General features: G+C 57.9%; 21 protein-coding genes. 7 read left to right on the forward strand and 14 right to left on the reverse strand.

What is annotated here, in order from left to right:
* Positions 1-81: 81 nt before the first annotated feature.
* From AC2FLU_RS06885 to AC2FLU_RS06900, 4 genes are read right to left on the reverse strand one after another with little or no spacing between them, the layout of a single operon-like run.
* Positions 82-270 carry a ubiquinol-cytochrome c reductase iron-sulfur subunit N-terminal domain-containing protein gene (locus AC2FLU_RS06885; protein ID WP_480516714.1) on the reverse strand — a complete coding sequence of 63 codons (189 nt, stop codon included), beginning with the start codon at positions 268-270 and terminating at the stop codon, positions 82-84.
* Positions 271-327: 57 nt separating this feature from the next.
* A complete protein-coding gene (locus AC2FLU_RS06890; protein WP_496715208.1) occupies positions 328-939 on the reverse strand; it encodes a TorD/DmsD family molecular chaperone in 612 nt (203 codons plus the stop codon).
* A 4-nt stretch (positions 940-943) separates the two neighbouring features.
* Positions 944-1,519, reverse strand: coding sequence for a DUF3306 domain-containing protein (locus tag AC2FLU_RS06895; RefSeq protein ID WP_496808582.1), 576 nt, complete (start codon positions 1,517-1,519; stop codon positions 944-946).
* Complete coding sequence (locus tag AC2FLU_RS06900) at positions 1,516-2,070, reverse strand: DUF3305 domain-containing protein (protein WP_480516718.1); 555 nt, start codon at positions 2,068-2,070, stop codon at positions 1,516-1,518. The genes AC2FLU_RS06895 and AC2FLU_RS06900 overlap by 4 nt, the downstream gene beginning before the upstream one ends.
* Positions 2,071-2,333: 263 nt before the next feature.
* Between AC2FLU_RS06900 and AC2FLU_RS06905 the strand changes: the two genes are divergently transcribed.
* On the forward strand, positions 2,334-4,286 hold the full coding sequence (locus tag AC2FLU_RS06905; protein WP_496715212.1) for a 4Fe-4S binding protein: 1,953 nt from the start codon (positions 2,334-2,336) through the stop codon (positions 4,284-4,286).
* On the opposite strand, the gene AC2FLU_RS06910 is transcribed toward AC2FLU_RS06905, so the two are convergent.
* Positions 4,280-5,008: a hypothetical protein gene (locus tag AC2FLU_RS06910; protein WP_480553288.1), complete on the reverse strand. Its 729-nt coding sequence runs from the start codon at positions 5,006-5,008 to the stop codon at positions 4,280-4,282. The genes AC2FLU_RS06905 and AC2FLU_RS06910 overlap by 7 nt on opposite strands.
* 132 nt (positions 5,009-5,140) lie before the next feature.
* Here AC2FLU_RS06910 and AC2FLU_RS06915 point away from each other — a divergent pair, with 132 nt between their 5' ends.
* The 3 genes from AC2FLU_RS06915 to AC2FLU_RS06925 are packed head-to-tail and all read left to right on the forward strand — an operon-like array spanning position 5,141 to position 7,373.
* Positions 5,141-6,202: an Mrp/NBP35 family ATP-binding protein gene (locus AC2FLU_RS06915; RefSeq protein ID WP_480553290.1), complete on the forward strand. Its 1,062-nt coding sequence runs from the start codon at positions 5,141-5,143 to the stop codon at positions 6,200-6,202.
* Positions 6,199-6,897 (forward strand): biotin/lipoate--protein ligase family protein, encoded by a 699-nt coding sequence (locus tag AC2FLU_RS06920; protein ID WP_480476686.1) that lies wholly within the window; start codon positions 6,199-6,201, stop codon positions 6,895-6,897. Before AC2FLU_RS06915 ends, AC2FLU_RS06920 begins: the two co-directional genes overlap by 4 nt.
* Entirely contained in the window at positions 6,894-7,373 is a 480-nt protein-coding gene (locus AC2FLU_RS06925; RefSeq protein ID WP_480493367.1) for a DUF6505 family protein, read from the forward strand. The genes AC2FLU_RS06920 and AC2FLU_RS06925 overlap by 4 nt, the downstream gene beginning before the upstream one ends.
* Here the strand turns inward: AC2FLU_RS06925 and AC2FLU_RS06930 are convergent.
* From AC2FLU_RS06930 to acs, 8 genes are all read right to left on the reverse strand, one after another.
* Positions 7,370-7,870: a flavin reductase family protein gene (locus AC2FLU_RS06930; RefSeq protein WP_480476690.1), complete on the reverse strand. Its 501-nt coding sequence runs from the start codon at positions 7,868-7,870 to the stop codon at positions 7,370-7,372. The two genes, AC2FLU_RS06925 and AC2FLU_RS06930, sit on opposite strands and share 4 nt — an antisense overlap.
* Positions 7,871-7,960: 90 nt before the next feature.
* The gene (locus AC2FLU_RS06935) at positions 7,961-9,373 is read right to left on the reverse strand and encodes a 3'-5' exonuclease (RefSeq protein ID WP_480553291.1); all 1,413 of its coding nucleotides are present in this window, start codon (positions 9,371-9,373) and stop codon (positions 7,961-7,963) included.
* A 2-nt stretch (positions 9,374-9,375) separates the two neighbouring features.
* A complete protein-coding gene (locus tag AC2FLU_RS06940) occupies positions 9,376-9,894 on the reverse strand; it encodes a hypothetical protein (RefSeq protein WP_480516730.1) in 519 nt (172 codons plus the stop codon).
* 27 nt (positions 9,895-9,921) lie between these two features.
* On the reverse strand, positions 9,922-11,745 hold the full coding sequence (locus AC2FLU_RS06945) for a DUF294 nucleotidyltransferase-like domain-containing protein (protein ID WP_480553292.1): 1,824 nt from the start codon (positions 11,743-11,745) through the stop codon (positions 9,922-9,924).
* A gap of 108 nt (positions 11,746-11,853) precedes the next feature.
* Positions 11,854-13,638 (reverse strand): sodium:solute symporter family protein, encoded by a 1,785-nt coding sequence (locus AC2FLU_RS06950; RefSeq protein ID WP_480476698.1) that lies wholly within the window; start codon positions 13,636-13,638, stop codon positions 11,854-11,856.
* A 15-nt stretch (positions 13,639-13,653) separates the two neighbouring features.
* Positions 13,654-13,938: a DUF4212 domain-containing protein gene (locus tag AC2FLU_RS06955; protein WP_209504901.1), complete on the reverse strand. Its 285-nt coding sequence runs from the start codon at positions 13,936-13,938 to the stop codon at positions 13,654-13,656.
* A 180-nt stretch (positions 13,939-14,118) separates the two neighbouring features.
* Entirely contained in the window at positions 14,119-14,802 is a 684-nt protein-coding gene (locus AC2FLU_RS06960; RefSeq protein WP_480493362.1) for an adenylate kinase, read from the reverse strand.
* Positions 14,803-14,809: 7 nt separating this feature from the next.
* Positions 14,810-16,774 (reverse strand): acetate--CoA ligase, encoded by a 1,965-nt coding sequence (gene acs / locus AC2FLU_RS06965; RefSeq protein ID WP_496808580.1) that lies wholly within the window; start codon positions 16,772-16,774, stop codon positions 14,810-14,812.
* 430 nt (positions 16,775-17,204) lie between these two features.
* Between acs and AC2FLU_RS06970 the strand changes: the two genes are divergently transcribed.
* Genes AC2FLU_RS06970 through AC2FLU_RS06980 form a run of 3 tightly spaced genes read left to right on the forward strand, consistent with a single transcriptional unit; the run spans position 17,205 to position 20,314 of the window.
* Positions 17,205-18,221 (forward strand): C4-dicarboxylate TRAP transporter substrate-binding protein, encoded by a 1,017-nt coding sequence (locus AC2FLU_RS06970; protein WP_496808625.1) that lies wholly within the window; start codon positions 17,205-17,207, stop codon positions 18,219-18,221.
* 56 nt (positions 18,222-18,277) lie between these two features.
* The gene (locus tag AC2FLU_RS06975; protein WP_496808579.1) at positions 18,278-18,907 is read left to right on the forward strand and encodes a TRAP transporter small permease subunit; all 630 of its coding nucleotides are present in this window, start codon (positions 18,278-18,280) and stop codon (positions 18,905-18,907) included.
* 3 nt (positions 18,908-18,910) lie between these two features.
* Entirely contained in the window at positions 18,911-20,314 is a 1,404-nt protein-coding gene (locus AC2FLU_RS06980) for a TRAP transporter large permease (protein WP_480553294.1), read from the forward strand.
* Between the two features lie 139 nt (positions 20,315-20,453).
* Here the strand turns inward: AC2FLU_RS06980 and ocd are convergent, their stop codons facing one another.
* Positions 20,454-21,494 (reverse strand): ornithine cyclodeaminase, encoded by a 1,041-nt coding sequence (ocd, locus tag AC2FLU_RS06985; RefSeq protein ID WP_480604273.1) that lies wholly within the window; start codon positions 21,492-21,494, stop codon positions 20,454-20,456.
* Positions 21,495-21,499: the final 5 nt, after the last annotated feature.

Consider the following 21,499-nt stretch of genomic DNA (forward strand, 5'->3'; position numbering starts at 1 on the left):
TAAGCCACGGCTGGCTTGGTACTGCTGAAACCGACGTCAGGGCCAATCGCAACCGTCTGTCGGGTGTGAGAGCGTCCGATCCTAGAACCGGGTGCTCTCGATGTAGGCGCGTGTATGCGCAGTATCCTGAATGCGGGTTTCGTCGGCCGGCAGCGCGGCGGCTTCGGCCTTCCCGGTCAGGCTGGCGGCGGCAACGGCAGCGGGTGCTGCGGTTCCGGCCAGTTTGAGGAAGTCACGGCGGGTGGCGCCTTCTTCCTTGGTCTTGCTCATGGGAACCTCCTTTCCCAATTGCGGTTTGGCGCCCATAGGACACCGGCGATGTGCGGGTTACCCCGCCGTCATCCGGAACGCTTCGCGCTCGATCTCCATGAACACCCGACCGGCAGTGCCGACGGATGCATAAAGAACCGAGTTCTCGGCTGCTTCCAAATCCGAATAGAAATGCGTGGCCCAGGGGCCGATATGCTTGCTCCAGAATGCCTTTTGGTCATCCAGGGATGCCGGGCTGCCAAAACGCCCGACGACCATTCCGGCCATCATCTCCATCAATGAGGCGATGTTATCTTCGGGCTCGAACACGTTTTGGGCACGTGTGATCCCGCGAACCGCCATGTCATTGCGCAGCTGAGCCAAGGGTTTCTCGTTCAGGAAGCCCGTCAGGTAGAAACTGGCGTAAGGCAGCAACTCACCCCGGCCCAATCCGATGAATAACGCATTGAATTCCCGTTCGGCAGCGGCTGGCTTGGTGACCTTGGCAACCCGCGCCATGGATTGAATGGCCTTGCCGAGATCCGTGTCATCTCCGACCAGACCAGCCATTTGGTTCAGCAACATCTGGTCCGGAGGACCTGCCAGTAACAGACCCAGAAAGTTATAGAAATCCGCGCGCAGGCGATCCTCGGCTGAAACATCCAGAGTGTGCGCGTCACTTGCGGTCATTCGGTCATCCTTCAAATTCAAATGTCATTCGACGTGGAGACGGGGGACGGTCGACTTCTTCCGGCTCTTCCACCTGAACCACTGAAACCGGCTGTGGCACGGGATCGGGGTCAACTGGCACGACCTCTGGTTCAGAGAGCGTATCAGTTTCGATTTCGTTTTCTTCCGTTTCTTGCGCGTCGGCGGCCAGCGCTTCGACATGCGCCAGCATGCCTTTTCCAACTTGATAGGCGGTTTGGATGTTTTCGATCACGCAGGCCGCATCGGTATAGTCCTCGCCGTAATCGACCAGCCCGTCGACATTGGCTAGAACAGGGTTCAACCGCCACAGCCGACGCAGGGCGCGGCGCCGCAGGCGATCAGGCACTGCCTTGGACATAAAGCCCGAAACATCATCGCCGGGTCCGAGGGTATCCGGATTGGGAAGGTTGAATTCGGCCAAAATCTCGGCGTCACTCTTTTCTTCAAGTTCGGTGTGATGTGCTGCGATCACCCGTTCTTCGAGGGCCATCGCCTCGGCTTCAGCTTCGGCCTGAACGGCTGCCTTCCGGCGCGACCAGAAATCACGCCGCTCTGTCATTGCAGCACCCGTCTCGGCGAGCGGTACACGTCCGATACCTGCCTGATACGCGCATCACCTTTACCGTCTTCAACCAGATCCGTCCGCTTCTTGTCGCGACGGCGCTTGACGAACACTTCGTGCTGGTGATGTTTCAGGGTGAAATCCCGCACCCAGGCGATCAGCCCTTCGGTCATCGGGATTTTCTCGACAATTTCTTCGCCGGTATCTGCGTAATCCTGCCCCTGGAACGGAGAAGCGGTGATCAGAACTGCATTCAGCGGCGTGTCGCCCTTCAGCTCATTCCGCAGTACAAGATAGATCGAGGGCTGCCCGTCCGACAGGTTGACCAGATAGGCTTCGGTCTCGTCCGCCCAAAGAGTCAGAGGAAGGGTGGCAGCGTGGTATTCGACCGCCTCGCCTTCGCGGCGCAGTTCCTGCCAATCGGCTGGCCCTGCACCAGGCAACACGGCGACCGCGCGCCAGTTCCAACGGGCCCAACGCGTGACCCCGGGTGTTTTGCGCACAATGACGCCAACCGGCATGTCGATCTGGCTTGCGGCCTTGGCCACTGGATCCTCCCCGAAAGGCTCTCCCCTGCCTTTCCACGTCCACTATGGTACACAAAATAGCCACGTGCCAAGCCCGTGCGTTAATACTTTGGTCGTATTCCCGGTAGCGTCTTCGTGATCAAAGCCTGAGAAGGCTTTTGTTTTATAGGATTTTGCCGCGAAATTCTGCCCGGCGCCCTGCACGCTGCGCAGGGTTGAAGTTGCTTCATCGGGAATGCAGCCTAAAGTGCAGAGGATCGGGACTGCTTCCCGAGGGAGGGGACATGGGCACGAAACTTTTGCTCTGCGATTGCGCGGGAACTCAGGCGCTGGATCCGGACAGGATCGAAAGCGCCTGCGGAATTTCCTGTTCAAAGGTGCATACCGCGCTTTGTACAAAAGAACTGCAATCCGCTGCGGCCTTGATTCAAGAGGGCGATACCGTCATCGCCTGTCTGCAAGAACAAGAGGTGTTCCGGTCGCTTGCCGAAGATATGAATATCGAGACCCCCGGCTTTGTCGACCTGCGGGATCGCGCTGGGTGGTCCGATCAGGGCGCGGATGCGACGGCCAAAATGGCTGCCTTAGCCGCCGAAGCGTTCCTGCCGCAACCCGTGACGCCCAGCGTTGATGTCATCAGCGAAGGCACGTGTTTCATCATGGGTCCGGGCACCGTTGCCTTTGGACTGGCGGAAAGGTTGGCCCGGACACTGGCTGTAACCGTTCTGGTCACAGATCAGGCTGAGCCGGACTCTCGGGCCTTCGACGTCATTCGGGGACAGTTGCGGTCTGTTTCGGGTGCTCTGGGTGGGTTTTCTTTGCGTCTGGACAATGTGCAGCAAGTGGTTCCCGCAGGCAGGGGTGCTTTCAATTGGACGGAACCAAGAGATGGGGCGCAATCGGCCTGCGATATCATTGTTGATCTGACGGGGGGCACGCCCTTTGTGCAGGCCCCGGCCAAGCGCGAGGGGTACTTGCGGGCTGATCCCAAGGATGCGGTTTCTGTAGAAAGTCTGGCTTTCGACGCCGCCCAACTGGTCGGAACATTCGAAAAACCCCTGTACGTGCGACTGGAAGAAACACTTTGCGCCCATTCGCGGGCGGAACAGGTCGGGTGCTCAAACTGTCTGGATATCTGCCCAACCGGTGCAATCACGCCCTCGGGCGAGCATGTAGCGATTGATCCGATGGTCTGCGCCGGGTGTGGTGAATGCGCGGCGGTCTGCCCGTCGACGGCGATAACCTATGAAGATCCACCTGTTTCGGCCTTGTTGTCACGGATGCACACTCTGGCGCGCACGTACCGAAGGGCAGGCGGTATCGCACCCCGGTTGCTTGTGCACGACGCCCACGGGGCCGAAATGATAAGGCTTGCAGCAAGGTTCGGGCGGGGATTGCCTTCGGATGTTATCCCGCTGGAATTGAAAGTGATATCCGGGTTCGGTCATTCGGAAATGCTGGCCTCACTGGCTCATGGATTTGCGCGTGTGGATGTGCTGCTGGCACCGACGACCGAGCGGGATGCGCTGGATCGCGAACTTGAACTGGCACGTGCCATAGCCAGTTCGGATGGGATCGGGCTGATTGAGGAGGTGGACCCTGATGCGATGGCAGACTTGCTGTATGCGCAAAATGTCCCCGAACCGTTGGCAGATCCGGTCTTGCCACTTGGCAACCGCCGACAAATCGCGCGACTGGCCGCACAGGCCCTGAATCCGCAGGCCAAAGCCCCGCTGCCATTGCCTGAAGGTGCGCCTTACGGTGCCGTTGCAGTGAATACTGACAGTTGCACGCTCTGTCTTAGTTGTGTGTCTCTGTGCCCGTCCGGGGCTTTGATGGATAACCCTGACAAGCCCCAGCTGAACTTTCAGCAGGATGCGTGCCTGCAATGCGGAATGTGCAAGACGATCTGCCCCGAAGATGCGATCACCTTGGTACCACAAATGGACCTGAGCGATGCTGCCTTGTCTCAGCAGGTCCTGAACGAGGAGGAACCATTTGCCTGCGTCGAATGCGGGGCTTTGTTTGGGGTGAAATCAACCGTTGAACGGATCATGGAAAAGCTTTCGGGCACGCACCCGATGTTTGCCTCAACGGAACAGGCGCGGATGATCCAGATGTGTGACAATTGCCGGGTGAATGCTCATTTCCAGCAGCAGGACAATCCGTTCCAGTCAAAACCAAAGCCTCGGGTCGTTACCACCGAGGATTACTATTCGGATAGAAAGGATCACTGAAGCTTTAGCGGCGAGCCCAGATCTGCGGCGTCAATGCGCGAAACAAATGCCAGGATGGCTTCAAGATCGTCCAACGTCATCTTGACCGGGTGAATTGGGGATGGTCGCTCGGGATCAAAGGGGGGTGTCAACCCGTCGATCTGCGTGAATGCGGGGTGGGGATTGAGGGCAAAGAACGCCTCGAACCGTTCCGACCAATCCGGCATCGCGCGCAGAACCGCGAAAGAGGGGGTTGAGCCAAGCCCGCTCATCCGGTTTCGGGGGCCAATCACATGACATCGACCACAATGGGTCATAGATAGTTCTTCGCCCAGCACGGTGTTGCCATCCAGGGTATCGTCCGACTGGGTGAATGTGGGATCAAAGCCGGTGCTGAACGGTTCACCCACCGCAGGAAGAAAACCTTCGACAGTGCGCTTGCCGATATCTGATTGCAGCCAGTCGCGAAACCGGATTTGACGATTATCACCTTCGATCCGCAGGTGATAGACCACTCCACCACGGGCAAAGACAGGATCACCGGGCGGCGCGGTTTCCAGCACCATGGCACCGGCATCATCTGCGACAACGCGTATCCCGGTCTTGAGAGAGAAGCGAGGAAGGATATGTTGCAACAGACCGGAGTCTTTAACCTCTGCCGGAGCCGCAAGGCCAATCGCCTCCTGCGACAAGGAGGGGGTGGCGGTGAGCGTCAGGCTCAGGCACAACAAGACAAGGCGCATGGTTTAGCCTAACTATGAAGGCTGCGATGCGTCAAATGAACAGAAAGAGACGGAGACACATGCAATGAGCGGCGACCAATACATGTCGACACGCACGCCCCTGTCGGCGGGGCACACCAAGGAGAGAACAGCATGAGTGTTCGTGACGCGGTTCTGGCGAACCTGAAAAAGATCACCGATCCGGTTTCGGGTCAGGACATTGTCAGCGCGGGCATCGTGCGCGCGCTGAATGTTGAGGGCGACACGGTTCGCTTTGTTCTTGAGATTGATCCGAAGCATGCCGACAAGATGGAACCTGTGCGCGCAACAGCTGAGAAGGCTGCGCAGATGGTTGAGGGCGTTGCAAATGTATCGGCCCTGATGACTGCGCATTCCGATAAGGCGCCGCCGGATTTGAAGCCGAAACCCAAACCATCCCAAACTGGACCGCAGGCCGTTCCCGGTGTTGACCGGATCCTCGCGGTTGCTTCTGGCAAGGGGGGGGTGGGCAAATCCACCGTGTCGGCCAATCTGGCCTGTGCACTGGCCGCAGAAGGGCGGCGCGTGGGTCTGCTGGACGCGGATGTTTACGGGCCGTCGCAGCCTCGGATGTTAGGCGTCTCGGGCCGCCCGGCCAGCCCCGATGGCAAGACGATCCTACCGCTGCGCAACCACGGCGTCACCATGATGTCGATGGGGTTGATGACCAACGAAGGGCAGGCGGTTGTCTGGCGCGGGCCGATGCTGATGGGGGCGCTGCAACAGATGATGAGCCAGGTGCAATGGGGTGCCCTGGACGTGCTGATCGTCGACCTGCCGCCCGGCACCGGTGACGTGCAACTGACGCTAAGCCAGAAATTCAAGGTGGACGGCGCTATTGTCGTCTCGACGCCGCAGGACGTGGCGCTGATTGATGCCCGCAAGGGGATCGACATGTTCAATCAGCTCAAGACACCTATTGTTGGGATGATCGAAAACATGTCCACGCATATCTGTTCGAACTGTGGGCACGAAGAACATGTTTTCGGTCATGGTGGTGTCAAGTCTGAGGCCGAGGCGATGGGCGTGCCGCTGCTGGGTGAAATCCCGTTGCATCTGGACATTCGTGTAGCCGCAGACGGGGGCGCGCCAATTGTGGTCAGCAAGCCAGACAGTCCTCAGGCCGAGGCTTTCCGCAAGATCGCCCGCGACATGATCACCAAAGGCACCGCATGAGCCAACCGGTCTTTCCCCCTTTGTTGACGGGTCACCCGGTTCAGGGTGGGGAAGACCCGTTTGAACGGGCCCAGGCTATGGCGGCTTTGGGCTGCGATGCGGGGGCGGTTGTTTATAACATTCAGGCCGATTACCTGCGTGTCGCGATCGTATTTGCGCCCGAGGTGCCACTGCGGGACGCGATGGCGATGCTGCCGCTTTGTGCTGTCGGGTTTCAGAATGCGCTGGGCGCTCTGGCCCCGCCTGAAGTGGCGGTGCATCTAGAATGGGACGGTGTGATCTGTGTGAATGGCGCGAAATGCGGTGTGTTCCGCGTTTCGGCATCCGGGGAAAACGCGGAAGAAGAACCGGATTGGCTGATTGTCGGCTGGGAGCTCGCATTGATGCAAACCAGCACCGCGCCCGGCGAGACACCGGATGTCACAGCCCTTTATGATGAAGGCTGCGCCGAGGTGTCGGCCACGCAACTGGTCGAAAGCTGGTCACGCCATATGCTGACCTGGCTCAACCGCTGGCAGGAGGATGGCAACGCGCCGCTGCATGCCGAATGGATGGGCCTGCTGCGTGGGGTAGGTGAGCCACGGGTCGATGGCGGTGTATTCCTTGGAGCGGATGAGCGGTTCGGAATGCTGATCCGCGACGGGGTCAACACCCGTTTGCGCCCGTTGACGGAATTATTGGAGAACGGACGATGAAACTGGCCCGCGCCATCCATTTCGATGAAAGCGACATGAACGTGTTTCATTCTCCGGCACGTACGGGCGAATGGTGCGTTTCGGGCGGGTTCGAGTTTTCGAACTGGAGCGGCGCGGATCTGGAAGGTAAGGCGCGTCAGGCTTTTGCGAATGGCTGGCTGGGGCTGGAAACCTTTGGCCGGGTGACATTTGTGGCGGTAACCCAGATCGAAGCCGCTGAAAGGGATCAGGTCACCCGCAACTTGGCAGAACACTTCGTGCAGTATTATGGAGCGCCCTCGGTCGAAGCCGCATTAGGCGTGGCACAGGCTGAGATTGATCACATGTCAGATCTGTGTGAAGACCATGCCGCCAACACGCTGCTGACCGTCGCCAGAGAATTATCTGAGACAGGAGTGCACGAATCCTTTCGTGTGATCACTCCGCAAGACGCACAGCTAGAGGTGCTGGCGGTGCATGGGTCTCTGGACGACTAGAAAGGGTCTACAAACCCGCCGAACTGACCGCGCTTGAAGATCAGACCCTTGCCAGTGCGGTACATGACCTGATCCACATGACCGACAATGATCAGATGATCTCCGGCCTCGTGCCGGGCATGCAAACGGCAGTCAAACCGAGCCAGGCAATTGGCCAGCTGCGGGCGATCAGCCTCGTCTGTCGTCCACTCGGCATGGGTGAAATCCACACCGTCGCGTGCAAATCTTAGCGCCTGATCCTGTTGATCCTGAGCCATGACGTGGATCGAGTAATGCGTGCAGGTGCTGAACGTATCGAAGCGGTTTGACTCTCTGGCCAGGCACCACAGCACCAGCGGCGGGTCCAGGGACACCGACGCAAACGAGTTTACGGTGATTGCACGTGGGCCGTCTTCGGTTTGCGCAGTGATCACGGTGACACCCGTTCCGAAACATCCCAGAGCCTCACGAAAGGCGTGGCTTTGATCCGGGGTTGGTGTGAAAATCTTTTCCGTCATATCGCGCGCGTGTTCCTTGGCCGCGCATCAGGTGCCATGCGTGGCCCGGATTGTCCACGAAAAGCTGAACGGCGTTTGCAAATTTCGGTGTTAATTCAGGTCTTCCAGCAGACGCCCGTGTTTGCGGGTCTGGACGATGACTTCGCCAAAGGTGTTCAGCCCGCGCGCTTGCAGGATGGGCAGCATCTTGACCAGCGCCTCGGCTGTTGCCACCGCGTCGCCCAATGCCGTATGACGTAGCGCCTCGGGGATAGTGATGTCCAGCCGTTCACACAGCGCGTCCAGTGTATGTGTATCGCTGGCGCCGAACAAAACGGCCGACAACAGCACAGTGTCGAGTATCGGATGATCCCATTCGACTTCCATACGCTTGGCATGGCGGCGAAGGAACGCCATGTCGAACGGCGCGTTATGGGCCACAATCACCGCATCGCGTGAGAATTGGTGAAACACACGTCCGGCTTTGACAATATCCGGTGCGCCCTGAACCATGTGATCACTGATCTTGTGCACGCGGGTCGAGGCAGCAGGGATCGGAATGCCCGGATCTACAAGCATGTCCAGATGCTCGCCCGCGACGATCTTGCCTTTCACAACGCGGACCGCGCCGATCTGAACGATCTCATCCTTGTGTGGCAGCAAGCCGGTTGTTTCCGTGTCGAAGACCACAAAACATAGATCCAGCAAAGAGCGGTTTTCAAACGCGCCGTCACCCGGCGTGTCCAGCAATTCGAAATCATAGACCAGCGGGCGGGCCTCATCTGGCGACATACGGGCAACGCTGTCTTCGAACACCAGCATGTAACCGGGTGCGTCACCCAATGGCTTCATTCGGGCCGAATAGGTTTGTCGGCCGTCCACGCTGGTCAGGGTGCAGAAAACATCCTTACCTGATTTGCACAACTTTCCATACGCGTCCGTCAGCCCCGTCGATTCGATATACTCGAAGAGCGAGGCGTTCAGGCGGGGATGCGCGATCTGGGCCAGCACCTCGGCCGCCTGACCGTCATACAAAACGATCTGGTGTTTTGGACTGGCCAGCAACATGGCGACCGGGATCTCGGTCAGAAGGGCAGTAAGGCGCTGTTTTTCCGCCGCCAGATGAGCGGTTTCAGCGGCCACCGCCTCGGCCGTGTGCATGGCATTTGCGGCAAGTTGCTCGGCCAGGCCAGCTGCAGCAGGGGCCAGATCTCCCAAATACCGCGCGGCTTGCATGTCCAGGTCGGTGCTGACACCGGCATGAGCGCGGGCCCGCAGTTGCGCTGAAAGCCGTTCGATCGGCTTGGCGACATTGTCGTCAAACAACAGCCAGACACCGGCGATCAAAGCCAGCAATCCAAACCCGATCAGAACCTCGGCAAAGATGAAGTCATCAAACAGGTCAGGTTGTGCGGCCCGGGCATAGGTGATCCACAGGGCGGCGGAACTGATTGATATCCCGCCGAGCGCGAGCAGGCAGAAAAACAGAAATATCCTGAGCCGCAGGCTTAACCCTGTGAGCATTGTCAAACCCCGCAGGTGGCGTCGATGATGGGGTCGGCAGGCCCGGCAGATATCCAGTCTGCATTCAGCAGACGTCCGTCATCGGAAAACTCAGCACCGTCCGCAAGGTTGGCGCGACGATTCTCGGCACAGTTTACGGCCACGGGCAGTTTTGAAACCGGAGCCCAGCGACCGAAGAAATAAAGATCGACAAGTCGTTGGTCGGGAACGTTTTCGTTTGTTCGCACCGACACGGTGTCGATAGCGGCAAAGCGGTCGACGAAGGGCACGGCATAGGTCCACGGGCGGTAGAGGGCGCGGCTTTCAACCTCTTGCACGATTGCCATTTCCTCGGGAAGCTGTTCGCGCGTACGGTCGTACCAGGAATACTCGCTGGATATGGTCACAGCGATCATCCCCAAACCCGCCGCGACCGGAGTAACCCATTTCGGCAACCGCCCTCCGGTCAGCTTGTTCAGCACAAGAACGATACCCGCAAAAGCGAAGCCCGCAAAAACAGTGCCGATCAATTCCAGAAACATCGTGTCTCTCCGTTCTTCAGATGCATGTCAGCCCAGCATTCCCTTGCCGTGGCCGACCGCTGATTGCATGGTTTTTACCACAACGAAGGCGTCACGAAGATGACTTCGCTCAAAGTCCGAAAGATCGGAAGGTGGCAGATAATTGTCTGGTTTCTTGCCCGATTTGACCAGCTGGACCTGATGTTCAAGCCGGGTTTCGGCGATCAGATCATAGGCGTCCAGCAAATCGCGTGCGCCTGACGCGCTGAGAACGCCATTGGCCTCGCCAGCCTTCAGACGGGCGCGCGTATTGGCCTCGGGCAGTTCGCCTTGCAGGGCGTAGATTCGCGCCAGATCCACGACCGGAACAACACCATTGTGTTTCATATCCAGCGTGTTGCGGTGCTCGCCCGACCGGATGGTTGCAAACCCACGCAGCAACCCCAGCGGCGGCGTGTGTTTCAACGAGTTCGAGATCATATGTGCGACGAAGATCGAATTGGACCTGGCCGCCGCCAATGTGTCGGCTTGCAGGTCGGCGAACAGGTCGAACGTGCCGCCTATCGGGCGCAAGTCAAACATGACCGAGGCCAGCATCTGCGCTTCGGGGTTCGGTTTGGCGATCCATCCCTTGAAATAGTCGCGCCAGACACGCACCGGCTGACACCAGCGCGGATTGGTCGCCATCATGTCGCCGGGACAATAGAAATAGCCACAGGTATCCAGCCCGTCCGACACGAACCTGGCCAGCATTACAAAGTACTCCATATCCGCATCGGTTAGGCTGTCATCCAGCATCAGGCAGTTGTCCTGATCCGACACGCCTGTCTGCTCCTGCCGCCCTTGCGAGCCGCATGCCAGCCACAGATACGGCACAGGGGGCGGGCCCAGTTTCTGTTCAGCAAGGGCCAGAAGGCGCCGGGTAACCGTGTCAGCAACGTCGGTGATCAGGCGTGTGACGATTTCGTGCCGGTTCCCTCCTGCAACCAGTTGTACCAGCAGCTGTGGGATTTCCGCCGTTACCCGCGCCATATCTTCGGCGGTATTTGCCTGGGCGATGCGTCGCACCAGTTCGGCCGAGTTCACGGCCTGGTAATGTGTCAGGTCGGTTTGTGTGACGATACCGACCAGCCGACCGCCCTCTGAAATCGGGACGTGGCCGATGCCGCGTTCCATCATGATGTGCAACACGTCTGAGCCGATGTCACCGGGTGACAGGGTGACGGGGTTCGCGGTCATGATCTCGGAAACCGGTGTGGACGGAGGCAGGCCGTCCGCAACATATTTGCCTGAGATATCCCGGAGCGTCGCGATGCCCTGCAACGTGTCGCCGTCTGTGATGCATAGTGACGAGATGTGTTTGTCGCGCATGATCTGCGCCGCTTTCTGAACAGGCGTATCCGCGGGGCAGGTAGCCGGGTTATGTGCCATCAGAATATCAATGGAACTGGTCGCAAGGCTTTGCGGGCCGCTTCTGTCGCCGCGTGTGCGGTTGAAGAACTTGGCGACCACATCGTGACCGTCGATCAACTCGCGCACCAGATCCGGTGGCAAAACAATCAGGACCGACGGAGTGTGCGCACGCGCCTTGGTGGCTGCCTTGCCGTCTTTCAGCAGTCCGCGCTCTCCAAAAGAATTGCGCAAGCCTAGTTGAGAGACAACGGCACCATTCTCATCGGTGATTTCAACCTGTCCTTCATAGATCACGAATACGCCGGGAAGCGCATGACCCAGTTCATAGACCGAGGTGTCTTCCTCTACTTCCCAGACCTCGATCTGTTTTACGATCTGATCCAGGGCTTCAGCCGGTAACGCGTCATAGGGATGAACGGATTTCAGAAACCGGGCGATTTCATCGTGGGACAGGGGCATCTGATGTCTCCGGTGTTCTGGTGAAAAAATCCCGCCCAGTGGTATGCCGGGCGGGAGTAGTGGATCGAAAGACGCGGTCGAAGGCAAGAGCCAACGACCGCATCATGCTCACTTGTTCTGAGCTGCACCCGCACCACGGGGAATGCGAACGCTTTCGACCAGTTCCTTGATCTCAGGCGGAGTTTCCTTGGTCATGCCAGCCACAACATAGGCGACAGCAAAGTTGACCATGGCACCGACAGCGCCGAACGAGGTCGACTGGATCGGACCCAGCAACGGATCGGCATCGGTGAACGAGTTGGTGTCCGGAATAAACATCCAACCCTTGTGCAGGAAGATGTAGACCAGGGTAACGACCAGACCTGCCAGCATACCTGCAACAGCACCGGTGTTGTTGATGCGGGTCGAGAAGATCCCCATCATCAGTGCCGGGAAGATCGAGGCTGCCGCCAGACCAAAGGCCAGAGCAACAGTCTGTGCTGCAAAGCCCGGAGGATTCAGACCCAACCAGGTCGCTACAGCAATCGCCACAGCCATCGCAATCCGTGCCGACAGAAGCTCGCCTTTTTCCGAGATCTGCGGGTTGATTGCGCCCTTGATCAGGTCGTGGGACACGGCCGACGAAATCGCCAGCAGCAAGCCCGCAGCAGTCGACAGAGCAGCCGCAAGACCACCGGCAGCGACCAGACCGATTACCCAACCGGGCAGGTTGGCAATCTCGGGGTTGGCCAGAACCAGGATATCGCGGTTGAACTTGGTCAGCTCGTTACCGACCCAGCCTTTTTGTTCCGCAATCGCCTGCATCGATTCAGATTTGTCATTGTAGTACTGAATCTTGCCGTCGCCGTTCTTGTCCTCCCAATCCAGCAGGCCGGTTTTCTGCCATGTGGCCATCCAGTCGTACCGTGCATCATTGTCGATCTGTTCGACTGTAACGGCACCACCTTCGATGCCACCATTGGGCCACATCATGTCGGTGATGTTCAGACGGGCCATTGCGCCAACAGCCGGAGCGGTCAGATACAGCAGCGCGATGAAGACCAACGCCCAGCCAGCCGACCAACGTGCGTCAGACACTTTGGGGACGGTGAAGAAGCGCATGATAACGTGCGGCAGACCGGCGGTACCGATCATCAGCGACAGGGTGAACAGCACCATATTCAGCGTGTTGGAGTGATGGGCCGTGTATTCGTTGAAGCCCAGCTCTGTTACGATGCCGTCCAGTTTGGTCAGTAGCGGTACACCGCTTGCAGTGTCGCCAAACAGACCCAGCGCCGGAATCGGAGTGCCGGTCAGCTGTAGCGAGATAAAGATGGCAGGGATGGTGTAGGCGGTGATCAGCACGCAGTACTGAGCGACCTGTGTATAGGTCACGCCCTTCATCCCTCCGAACACCGCGTAGGCAAACACAACGCCTGCACCGATCAACAGCCCGGTGGTGTTCGACACTTCCAAGAAGCGGCCAAAGGCAACCCCAACACCGGTCATCTGACCGATAACGTAGGTCACCGATGCGACAATCAGACAGATCACCGCAACGATGCGCGCTGTCTGGCTGTAGAAACGGTCGCCGATGAATTCCGATACGGTGAACTTGCCGAATTTGCGCAGGTACGGCGCAAGCAGCAGGGCCAACAGCACGTAGCCACCCGTCCACCCCATCAGGAAGGTCGAGTTGTCATAGCCGGTAAAGGCAATCAGGCCCGCCATCGAGATGAACGAGGCCGCAGACATCCAGTCCGCCGCTGTTGCCATACCGTTGGTGACCGGGTGTACGCCGCGACCGGCGGCGTAGAACTCTGATGTGGAACCCGCGCGGGCCCAAATCGCAATGCCGATGTACAGCGCGAAGGATGCGCCGACAAACAGCAGGTTGATGGTAAACTGATCCATTATCCCCGCTCTCCCTTACTCTTCATCCACGCCGTGTTCGGCGTCTAGCTTGTTCATGCGCCAGGCGTAGTTGAAGATCAGCACCAGAAAGACCAGGATCGATCCTTGCTGAGCGAACCAAAAGCCCAGATCAGTACCACCGACGGCGATGCCCGACAGCAGCGGACGCAGCAGGATGCCGAATCCAAATGACACCAGCGCCCAGATCACGAGGCTGATGTAGATGAGGCGCAGGTTGGCCTGCCAATAGCCCTTGTCGGCTTCGGCTGCCTGCGCGGAGTTTGTAGATTGATCCGCCATTGCGGGTTCCTCCTTCGCTTCCTCGTTTGGCGGCCCGGTGCTCAACTCCTCCAGTGCGTCGGTCCGCTTCTCGACAATGCCCAACACCGTATGGTGCCAGGTAAAACTTCACCAGTCCGCCAAAGCGGTCTTTTGAAGTATTCTTTTTAGGATCAAAGCCTTGTGGCTTATCTCCTCCCCTTAACTCATGGTGTCGCTCACGATCCCTTCGAGATCGCCAGCGATATCTTCGATCCTGCCCATGGCATTGATGCGTTTCAGAACACCGTGACCGTCGTAATAGGTGATCAGCGGCGCGGTCTGTGCATGATAAGCCGCTAGGCGCGAAGCCACGGTTTCAGCGTTGTCATCCGCGCGGCGCTTGAATTCGGTGCTGCCGCACTTGTCGCACTTTCCGTCTTCGGCTGGCTTCTTGAACTGGTCGTGGTACCCTTCGCCGCAGCCCGCGCAGGTGTAGCGGCCCGAAATGCGGATCACCATTTCGGCATCTTCCACTTCCAGGCTGATTGCTGCGTTGATCTTCTGGTCATTGGACGCCAGCAGACCATCCAGCGCCTCTGCCTGAACCGTTGTGCGGGGGAACCCATCCAGAATGACGCCCTTGGCGCAATCTGATTGCGCCATACGGTCGCGCAGGATCGCAATGACGATCTCGTCACTGACCAGATCACCGGCTTCCATCACGGCTTTGGCGGCTTTGCCTGCGTCCGTGCCTGCTGCAACGGCTTCGCGCAGCAGGTCACCCGTGCTGAGTTGAACAAGCCCGAATTTCTCTTCCAGCATCCGGGCCTGCGTGCCCTTCCCGGCGCCCGGAGGGCCGAGAAGGATGAGTACTGCGGGAGTGGTGATCGTGGCGGCGTCCATCACATCCTCACTTGCTTGCGCGGTTTTCGATCAGGTCTTCGACCACCGACGGATCGGCCAGTGTCGAGGTGTCACCCAGCGAACCAAAATCATTTTCGGCGATCTTGCGCAGGATGCGGCGCATGATCTTACCGGAACGTGTTTTGGGCAGGCCCGGGGCCCATTGGATCACATCGGGGCTGGCAATCGGTCCGATTTCGGTCCGGACCCAGGTGCGCAACTCCTTACGGAGCTCTTCGCTTGGTTCACGGTCATTCATCAAAGTGACATAGCAATAGATGCCTTGCCCCTTGATTTCATGGGGATACCCAACAACCGCAGCTTCTGCTACGGCGGCGTGTGCAACCAGAGCGCTTTCCACCTCGGCCGTTCCCATGCGGTGGCCAGACACGTTGATCACATCGTCCACGCGGCCGGTGATCCAGTAGTCGCCATCTTCATCGCGACGACAGCCATCACCAGTGAAGTAGTAGCCTTTGTAATCCGAAAAATAGGTCTTTTCGAACCGCTCATGATCGCCCCAGACAGTGCGCATCTGGCCGGGCCAGCTGTCTTTGATGCAGAGCACACCCTCGACACCATTACCTTCGATCTCGACGCCGGACTGCGGGTCCAACACCACCGGTTCGATGCCAAAGAACGGTTTCATTGCCGATCCGGGCTTCATTGCATGGGCGCCGGGCAGGGGGGTCATCAGGTGACCGCCGGTTTCAGTTTGCCACCATGTATCCACGATGGGACATTTGCCCTTGCCGACGACTTCGTTGTACCAATTCCAGGCTTCGGGGTTGATCGGTTCACCCACGGTTCCCAGAGTGCGCAGATCGCTGAGGTTGCATTTCTCGACAAACTCTTTGCCCTGACCCATCAGGGCGCGGATCGCTGTGGGCGCGGTGTAAAACTGGTTCACCTTGTGTTTTTCGCAGACTTGCCAGAAACGCGACGCGTCGGGGAAGGTTGGAACGCCTTCGAACATTAGCGTTGTCGCACCATTGGCCAGCGGGCCATAGACAATATAGCTGTGGCCGGTCACCCAGCCCACATCTGCCGTACACCAGTACACGTCGCCTTCGTGGTAATCGAAGGTGATCTCATGCGTCATTGCGGCGTAAACAAGATAGCCGCCGGTCGTGTGAACAACGCCTTTTGGCTGACCTGTCGAGCCGGAGGTGTAGAGGATGAACAGCGGATCTTCGGCGCTCATTTCGGCTGGTGCGCAGTAGTCGTCCGCCTCAAGGGCCATTTCGTTGTAGTCAAAGTCACGACCGTCAATCCAGGTGGTCTGGCCACCGGTGCGTTTGACGACAAGGCACTTGACCGTATCCTTGCAGTGCAGCAGTGCCGCGTCAGCATTGGATTTCAGCGGCGTCTTACGACCACCGCGCGGAGCCTCGTCCGCGGTGATGACAACCTTGGCGTCACAGCCGTTGATCCGGGCTGCCAGAGCGTCCGGCGAGAAGCCTGCAAAAACAATAGAGTGAATTGCGCCGATCCGCGCGCAGGCCAGCATGGCATAAGCGGCCTCGGGGATCATAGGCAGATAAATGACGACGCGGTCGCCTTTGCGCACACCCATAGATTCAAGGATGTTGGCCATGCGGCAGGTGCGGCGGTGCAGTTCTGCGTAAGAGATATGCTGAGCCGGATCATTTGGATCGTCCGGTTCCCAGATGATTGCCGTTTGATCACCGCGGGTTTTCAGGTGGCGATCCAAACAGTTGGCCGAGACATTCAAGGTGCCATCGGCATACCAGTTTATTTTAACCGAACCGAAATCGTAGTTAACGTCTTTGACCTGGGTGAAGGGTTTGATCCAGTCAACGCGCTTGCCTTGCTCGCCCCAGAATGCGTCGGGGTCACTGATCGAAGCGGCGTACATGCCGGCATATTTTTCGGCATCAACATGCGCACGGGCGACGGTTTCTGCGGATGGCGGATAGGTCTTGGCATCTGCCTGGGCAGCGGTGGTCATTTTTGAGGCTCCTCCCTCTGGACTGGATTACGTTGGGACATTTTTTGCCACTTGGTCCGGCAATGTCGATCCCGTTCCTCCCCAAGGTCGAATATTACCGAGTTCTGAAAATAAATAAATAAATTGCCGGAATCCCTGAATTTATTTGTAAAGAAATTTCTAACCACGGCCACATCCAGTAAAGAAAACGCGTAAATTTTGTAAAAATCTTTTTAAAGTAAATGGATAGGTGTAACACATGTCCTGCTTGCATTGCTTGACACAAGCGGGGGTCAGTCCACGAACACCTGGTTTTCCTGCATGCGCAATCCAAGCGGGAACTTCTTCTGATACCAGCGGAAAGCCAAGGCAGGGTTGGCACAGTAGAATGTTGGCGCTAGCTTGATCCTCAAGCGCCTCGGGAGGAGGCGCAGCAATGGGAGATCAAATGATGAAAAAGATGTTGAGCGGCGCGGCCGTCGCCGCCCTGAGCTTTGCTTTTGTCGGTGAAGCCTTTGCAACTGAATGGAACGCATCAGTCTGGGGCAAACGTCGTGCCTTCACCGAGCATGTTGAAAAACTGGCCGAGCTTGTCAGCGAAAAAACCGGCGGTGAATTCACCATCAATGTCAGCTATGGCGGACTATCCAAGCCGCGCGAGAACTTGGACGGTATTGAAATCGGCGCCTTCGAGATGGCTCAGTTCTGCGCAGGTTACCACCGCGACAAAAACCGCGCGATTACTGTACTGGAGCTGCCCTTCCTTGGCGTGAACAACCTGCAGGAGGAGGTGGCGATAAGCCATGCGGTATATGACCATCCCGCAGTCAAAGATGAGATGGCCCAATGGAACGCCCGCATCATCATGACCTCGCCGATGCCGCAGTATAACTTGGTCGGTACCGGCGAGCCACGCGATGAACTGGCCGATTTTGAAGGAATGCGGGTCCGTGCAACTGGCGGTTTGGGGCAAGCCTTTGAGGCGGTCGGAGGTGTTCCGACATCGGTCCCCGCAACCGAAGCGTTCAACGCCATGGAATCAGGTGTCGTCGACACTGTAGCCTTTGCCCAGCACGCACATCTGTCTTTCGGGACGATCAACGAAGCCGACTGGTGGACGGCAAACCTGAACCCAGGAACGGTAAACTGCCCAGTTGTGGTCAACATTGACGCCTATGAGGCCCTGCCAGCCGCGCATCGCGAAGCGCTGGACAACTCGATTGATGAGGCGATTGACCATTACCTGACAAATTACGACGGATTGCTCGAGCAATGGGACAGTGTTCTGCAAGAAAAGGGTGTCCAGAAAGTCATGATCGATGATGCCGTGATCGCAGAATTCCGCACCAAGGCAGCCGACCCGATCCGTGAAAAGTGGATCGCGGAAATGACGGAACAGGGACTGCCAGCGCAGGATCTTTATGATCTCGTTCAGGCGACGCTGACCCAACAGCGCGGCGGCAACTGATCCTAAACCCGGGTGCCCAACGGGCACCCGGTACACAAATATTGGGGAACACCGGAATGGCAGGACAGGCCACAGTGCTGGTGGACGGAAGCCGTCTGAGCCAGCTGGATCAGAAGTTGTTGAAACTGGAGCGTTTTCTGGCGCTCATCAGCGGTTTCGCAGTATTTGGCTTGATGGTGCTGGCCGTTATTTCGGTCAGTGGGCGCAATGCCCTGAATGCCCCATTGCCAGGATATGTTGACTGGATCGAACAGGCGATGCCACTGATCGCATTTCTGGGCATTTCATATGTTCAGCGCGATGGCGGCCACATCCGCATGGACATCGTTCTATCGCGCCTTCACGGCAGGGGGTTGTGGCTGTTCGAACTGGTCTCGGTGGTTTTGATCCTGCTTCTGATGCTTGCACTGGTTTGGGGCAGTTGGTCTCACTTCGACCGCTCCTTTGACTTGGGCGCACCATTGTGGAGCCGCGACAGTTCCATTGATATCGGAATTCCATTGTGGCCCGCGAAACTACTGGCCCCCATCGCGTTTTCCGTACTGTGCCTGCGGCTTGTTTTGCAGGCTTGGGGCTATGGCCGCGCATTATGGCTGGGACTGGAAGCTCCGGTGGCCGTTCCGTTGATACAGGACGCGGCAGCACAAGCAGCGGCTGAGGCCGAACAGTTCGAAGGGCAGGACTGATTTATGGACACGATTGAAATTGGCCTCTGGGTCACGGGCGGGCTTCTGGTCTTTGTCGTGGTCGGCATGCGCGTGGCGTTCGCTGCGGGCTTGGCCGGGCTTATCGGGCTGGTTTGGATTTTTTGGGCCAAGTTTGGGTATGATCCTGCGCGGTTTGGAAAGGCGCTGACAGTTGCGGTCAAAACCGCCGGGCAAGTGCCGCATTCCAAAGTTGCCTCTCACACCCTCAGCCTGATCCCGACCTTTATCCTGATCGGGTATCTGGCCTATTACGCAGGGCTCACGCGGGCGTTGTTTGAAGCTGCCAAACGCTGGGTCGCCTGGGTTCCTGGAGGGTTGGCGGTTTCAACTGTTTTTGCCACCGCCGGTTTCGCCGCGGTTTCGGGTGCCTCGGTCGCCACCTCTGCCGTCTTTGCCCGCATCGCGATCCCGGAAATGCTAAAGGTCGGCTACAACAAACGCTTTGCTGCTGGTGTGGTGGCCGCCGGAGGAACGCTGGCCTCGTTGATCCCACCATCGGCCATACTGGTGATCTACGCGATCATCGTCGAGCAGGATGTCGGGAAGCTACTTCTGGCGGGGTTCATTCCGGGTGCTTTTTCAGCGATCATCTATGCCGTGCTGATTGTCGGGATCGCTGTGATCTTTAAGTCCGTCGGTCCTCCGGTCACAGGCTTTACATGGAAACAGCGCTTTTCGGCCCTTCCCGGAGCCATTCCTATTGTCGCCGTCATCCTGATCATCATCTGCTTTGTCTATAACCCGTTTGGTGAAAAAGCGTGGGGCACACCGACGGAAGGCGGTGCAATCGGCGCCTTCATCGTCTTCTGCTTCGCCCTGTTCCACGGGATGCGGTGGAGTGAATTCAAATCCGCGCTGCTGGAAACGGCCAAGCTTACCGCGATGATCTTTTCGATCATCTGGGGCGTTCTGATCTATGTGCGGTTTCTAGGATTTGCAGACCTTCCCGGCGCCTTTTCTGACTGGATAACCGGGCTCGAGATGTCGCCCATGTTGATCCTGATCTGTATTCTTCTTGCCTACGCCGTGTTGGGCATGTTCATGGATGCGATTGGAATGCTGCTCTTGACCTTACCTGTTGTTTATCCGGCGGTTATGGCGCTGAACGGTGGTGAATCTGTCAGTGCCGCAGACAGTGCGTTTGGCATGTCCGGCCCGATGTGCGCGATCTGGTTCGGAATTCTGGTAGTCAAAATGGCCGAATTCTGCCTGATTACACCGCCAATTGGATTGAATTGCTTTGTCGTCGCCGGGGTGCGTCCGGACTTGAGTGTTCAGGATGTCTTCAGAGGTGTGACGCCGTTTTTCGTGGCCGACGCCCTGACCATAGCAATGCTTGTGGCGTTCCCTGGTATTGTACTCTACCTGCCATCGCTTGCGGGTTAGGTGGGATGCGAGGCTCTGCCTCGCGCTCCGGGATATTTAAAGCCAGATGAAGAACGGATCCCCTGCTTCATCTGGCCAATAAATATCCCGGGGGAGGCGCCCGGCACGGGCGACGGGGGCAGAGCCCCCTTAGGTGCGCCTAACCGGCCCGCATCAGCATTCCGAACAGGTCGCGCGGATCGTCCGGGTCTGCCAGCATGTCCAGAGGTTCAAAGAATGCGGTGCCTTCGATCGCCTGCTTGACATAACGCAGGGCTGAGAAATCTTCAATCGCGAAGCCAACGCTGTCGAACAGGGTGATTTGGCGGTTGTCTGTGCGCCCTTTGGCAGCACCGGTCATGACCTGCCACATCTCGGTCACGGGATGATCAGCATCCAGCGCCTGAATCTCGCCCTCGATCCGGGTTTGCTCGGGATATTCGACGAAAATGTCTGAGCGCAGCAAGATGTCGCGATGCAATTCTGTCTTGCCGGGGCAATCGCCACCGATGGCGTTGATGTGGACGCCGGGACCGACCATGTTGTCGGTGAGGATGGTGGCGTTTTTCTTGTCTGCCGTGCAGGTGGTGATGATCTGAGCGCCTTCAATAGCATCTTCCGGCGTCTTGCATGGGACGACCGTCAGGCCCTTGCCTTGTAGGTTTGCGGCGCATTTCGCTGTTGCACCGGGATCGATATCGTAAAGCCGCACAGTGTCGATCCCGCACATTGCCTTGAAAGCGAGGCATTGGAACTCGGACTGCGCCCCATTGCCGATCATGGCCATGGTTGTGGCATTCTTCGGGGCAAGATAGCGTCCGACCAGAGCCGACGTTGCCGCCGTGCGCAACGCCGTCAGCATCGTCATTTCGGTCAGCAGAGTGGGATATCCGGTGTAAACATCCGCCAGCAATCCGAATGCGGTCACAGTTTGCAGACCCTCGGAGGTGTTTTTGGGATGACCGTTCACGTATTTGAACCCATATGCCTCACCATCCGAGGTGGGCATCAGTTCAATCACACCGTGCGGAGAATGCGCCGGGATACGCGGGGTCTTGTCAAAGCTTTCCCACCGTTTGAAATCGGATTCGATTTGATCGGCGATCTGAACGATCATCTGTTCGACGCCAATGTGGTGGATCAAACGCATCATGTTGTCGACGGACACAAAAGGCACGAGTGCCTTGTCAGAAGGTTGCATCGTAC

The sequence above is a fragment of the Ruegeria sp. SAZD013 genome, from assembly GCF_059612525.1.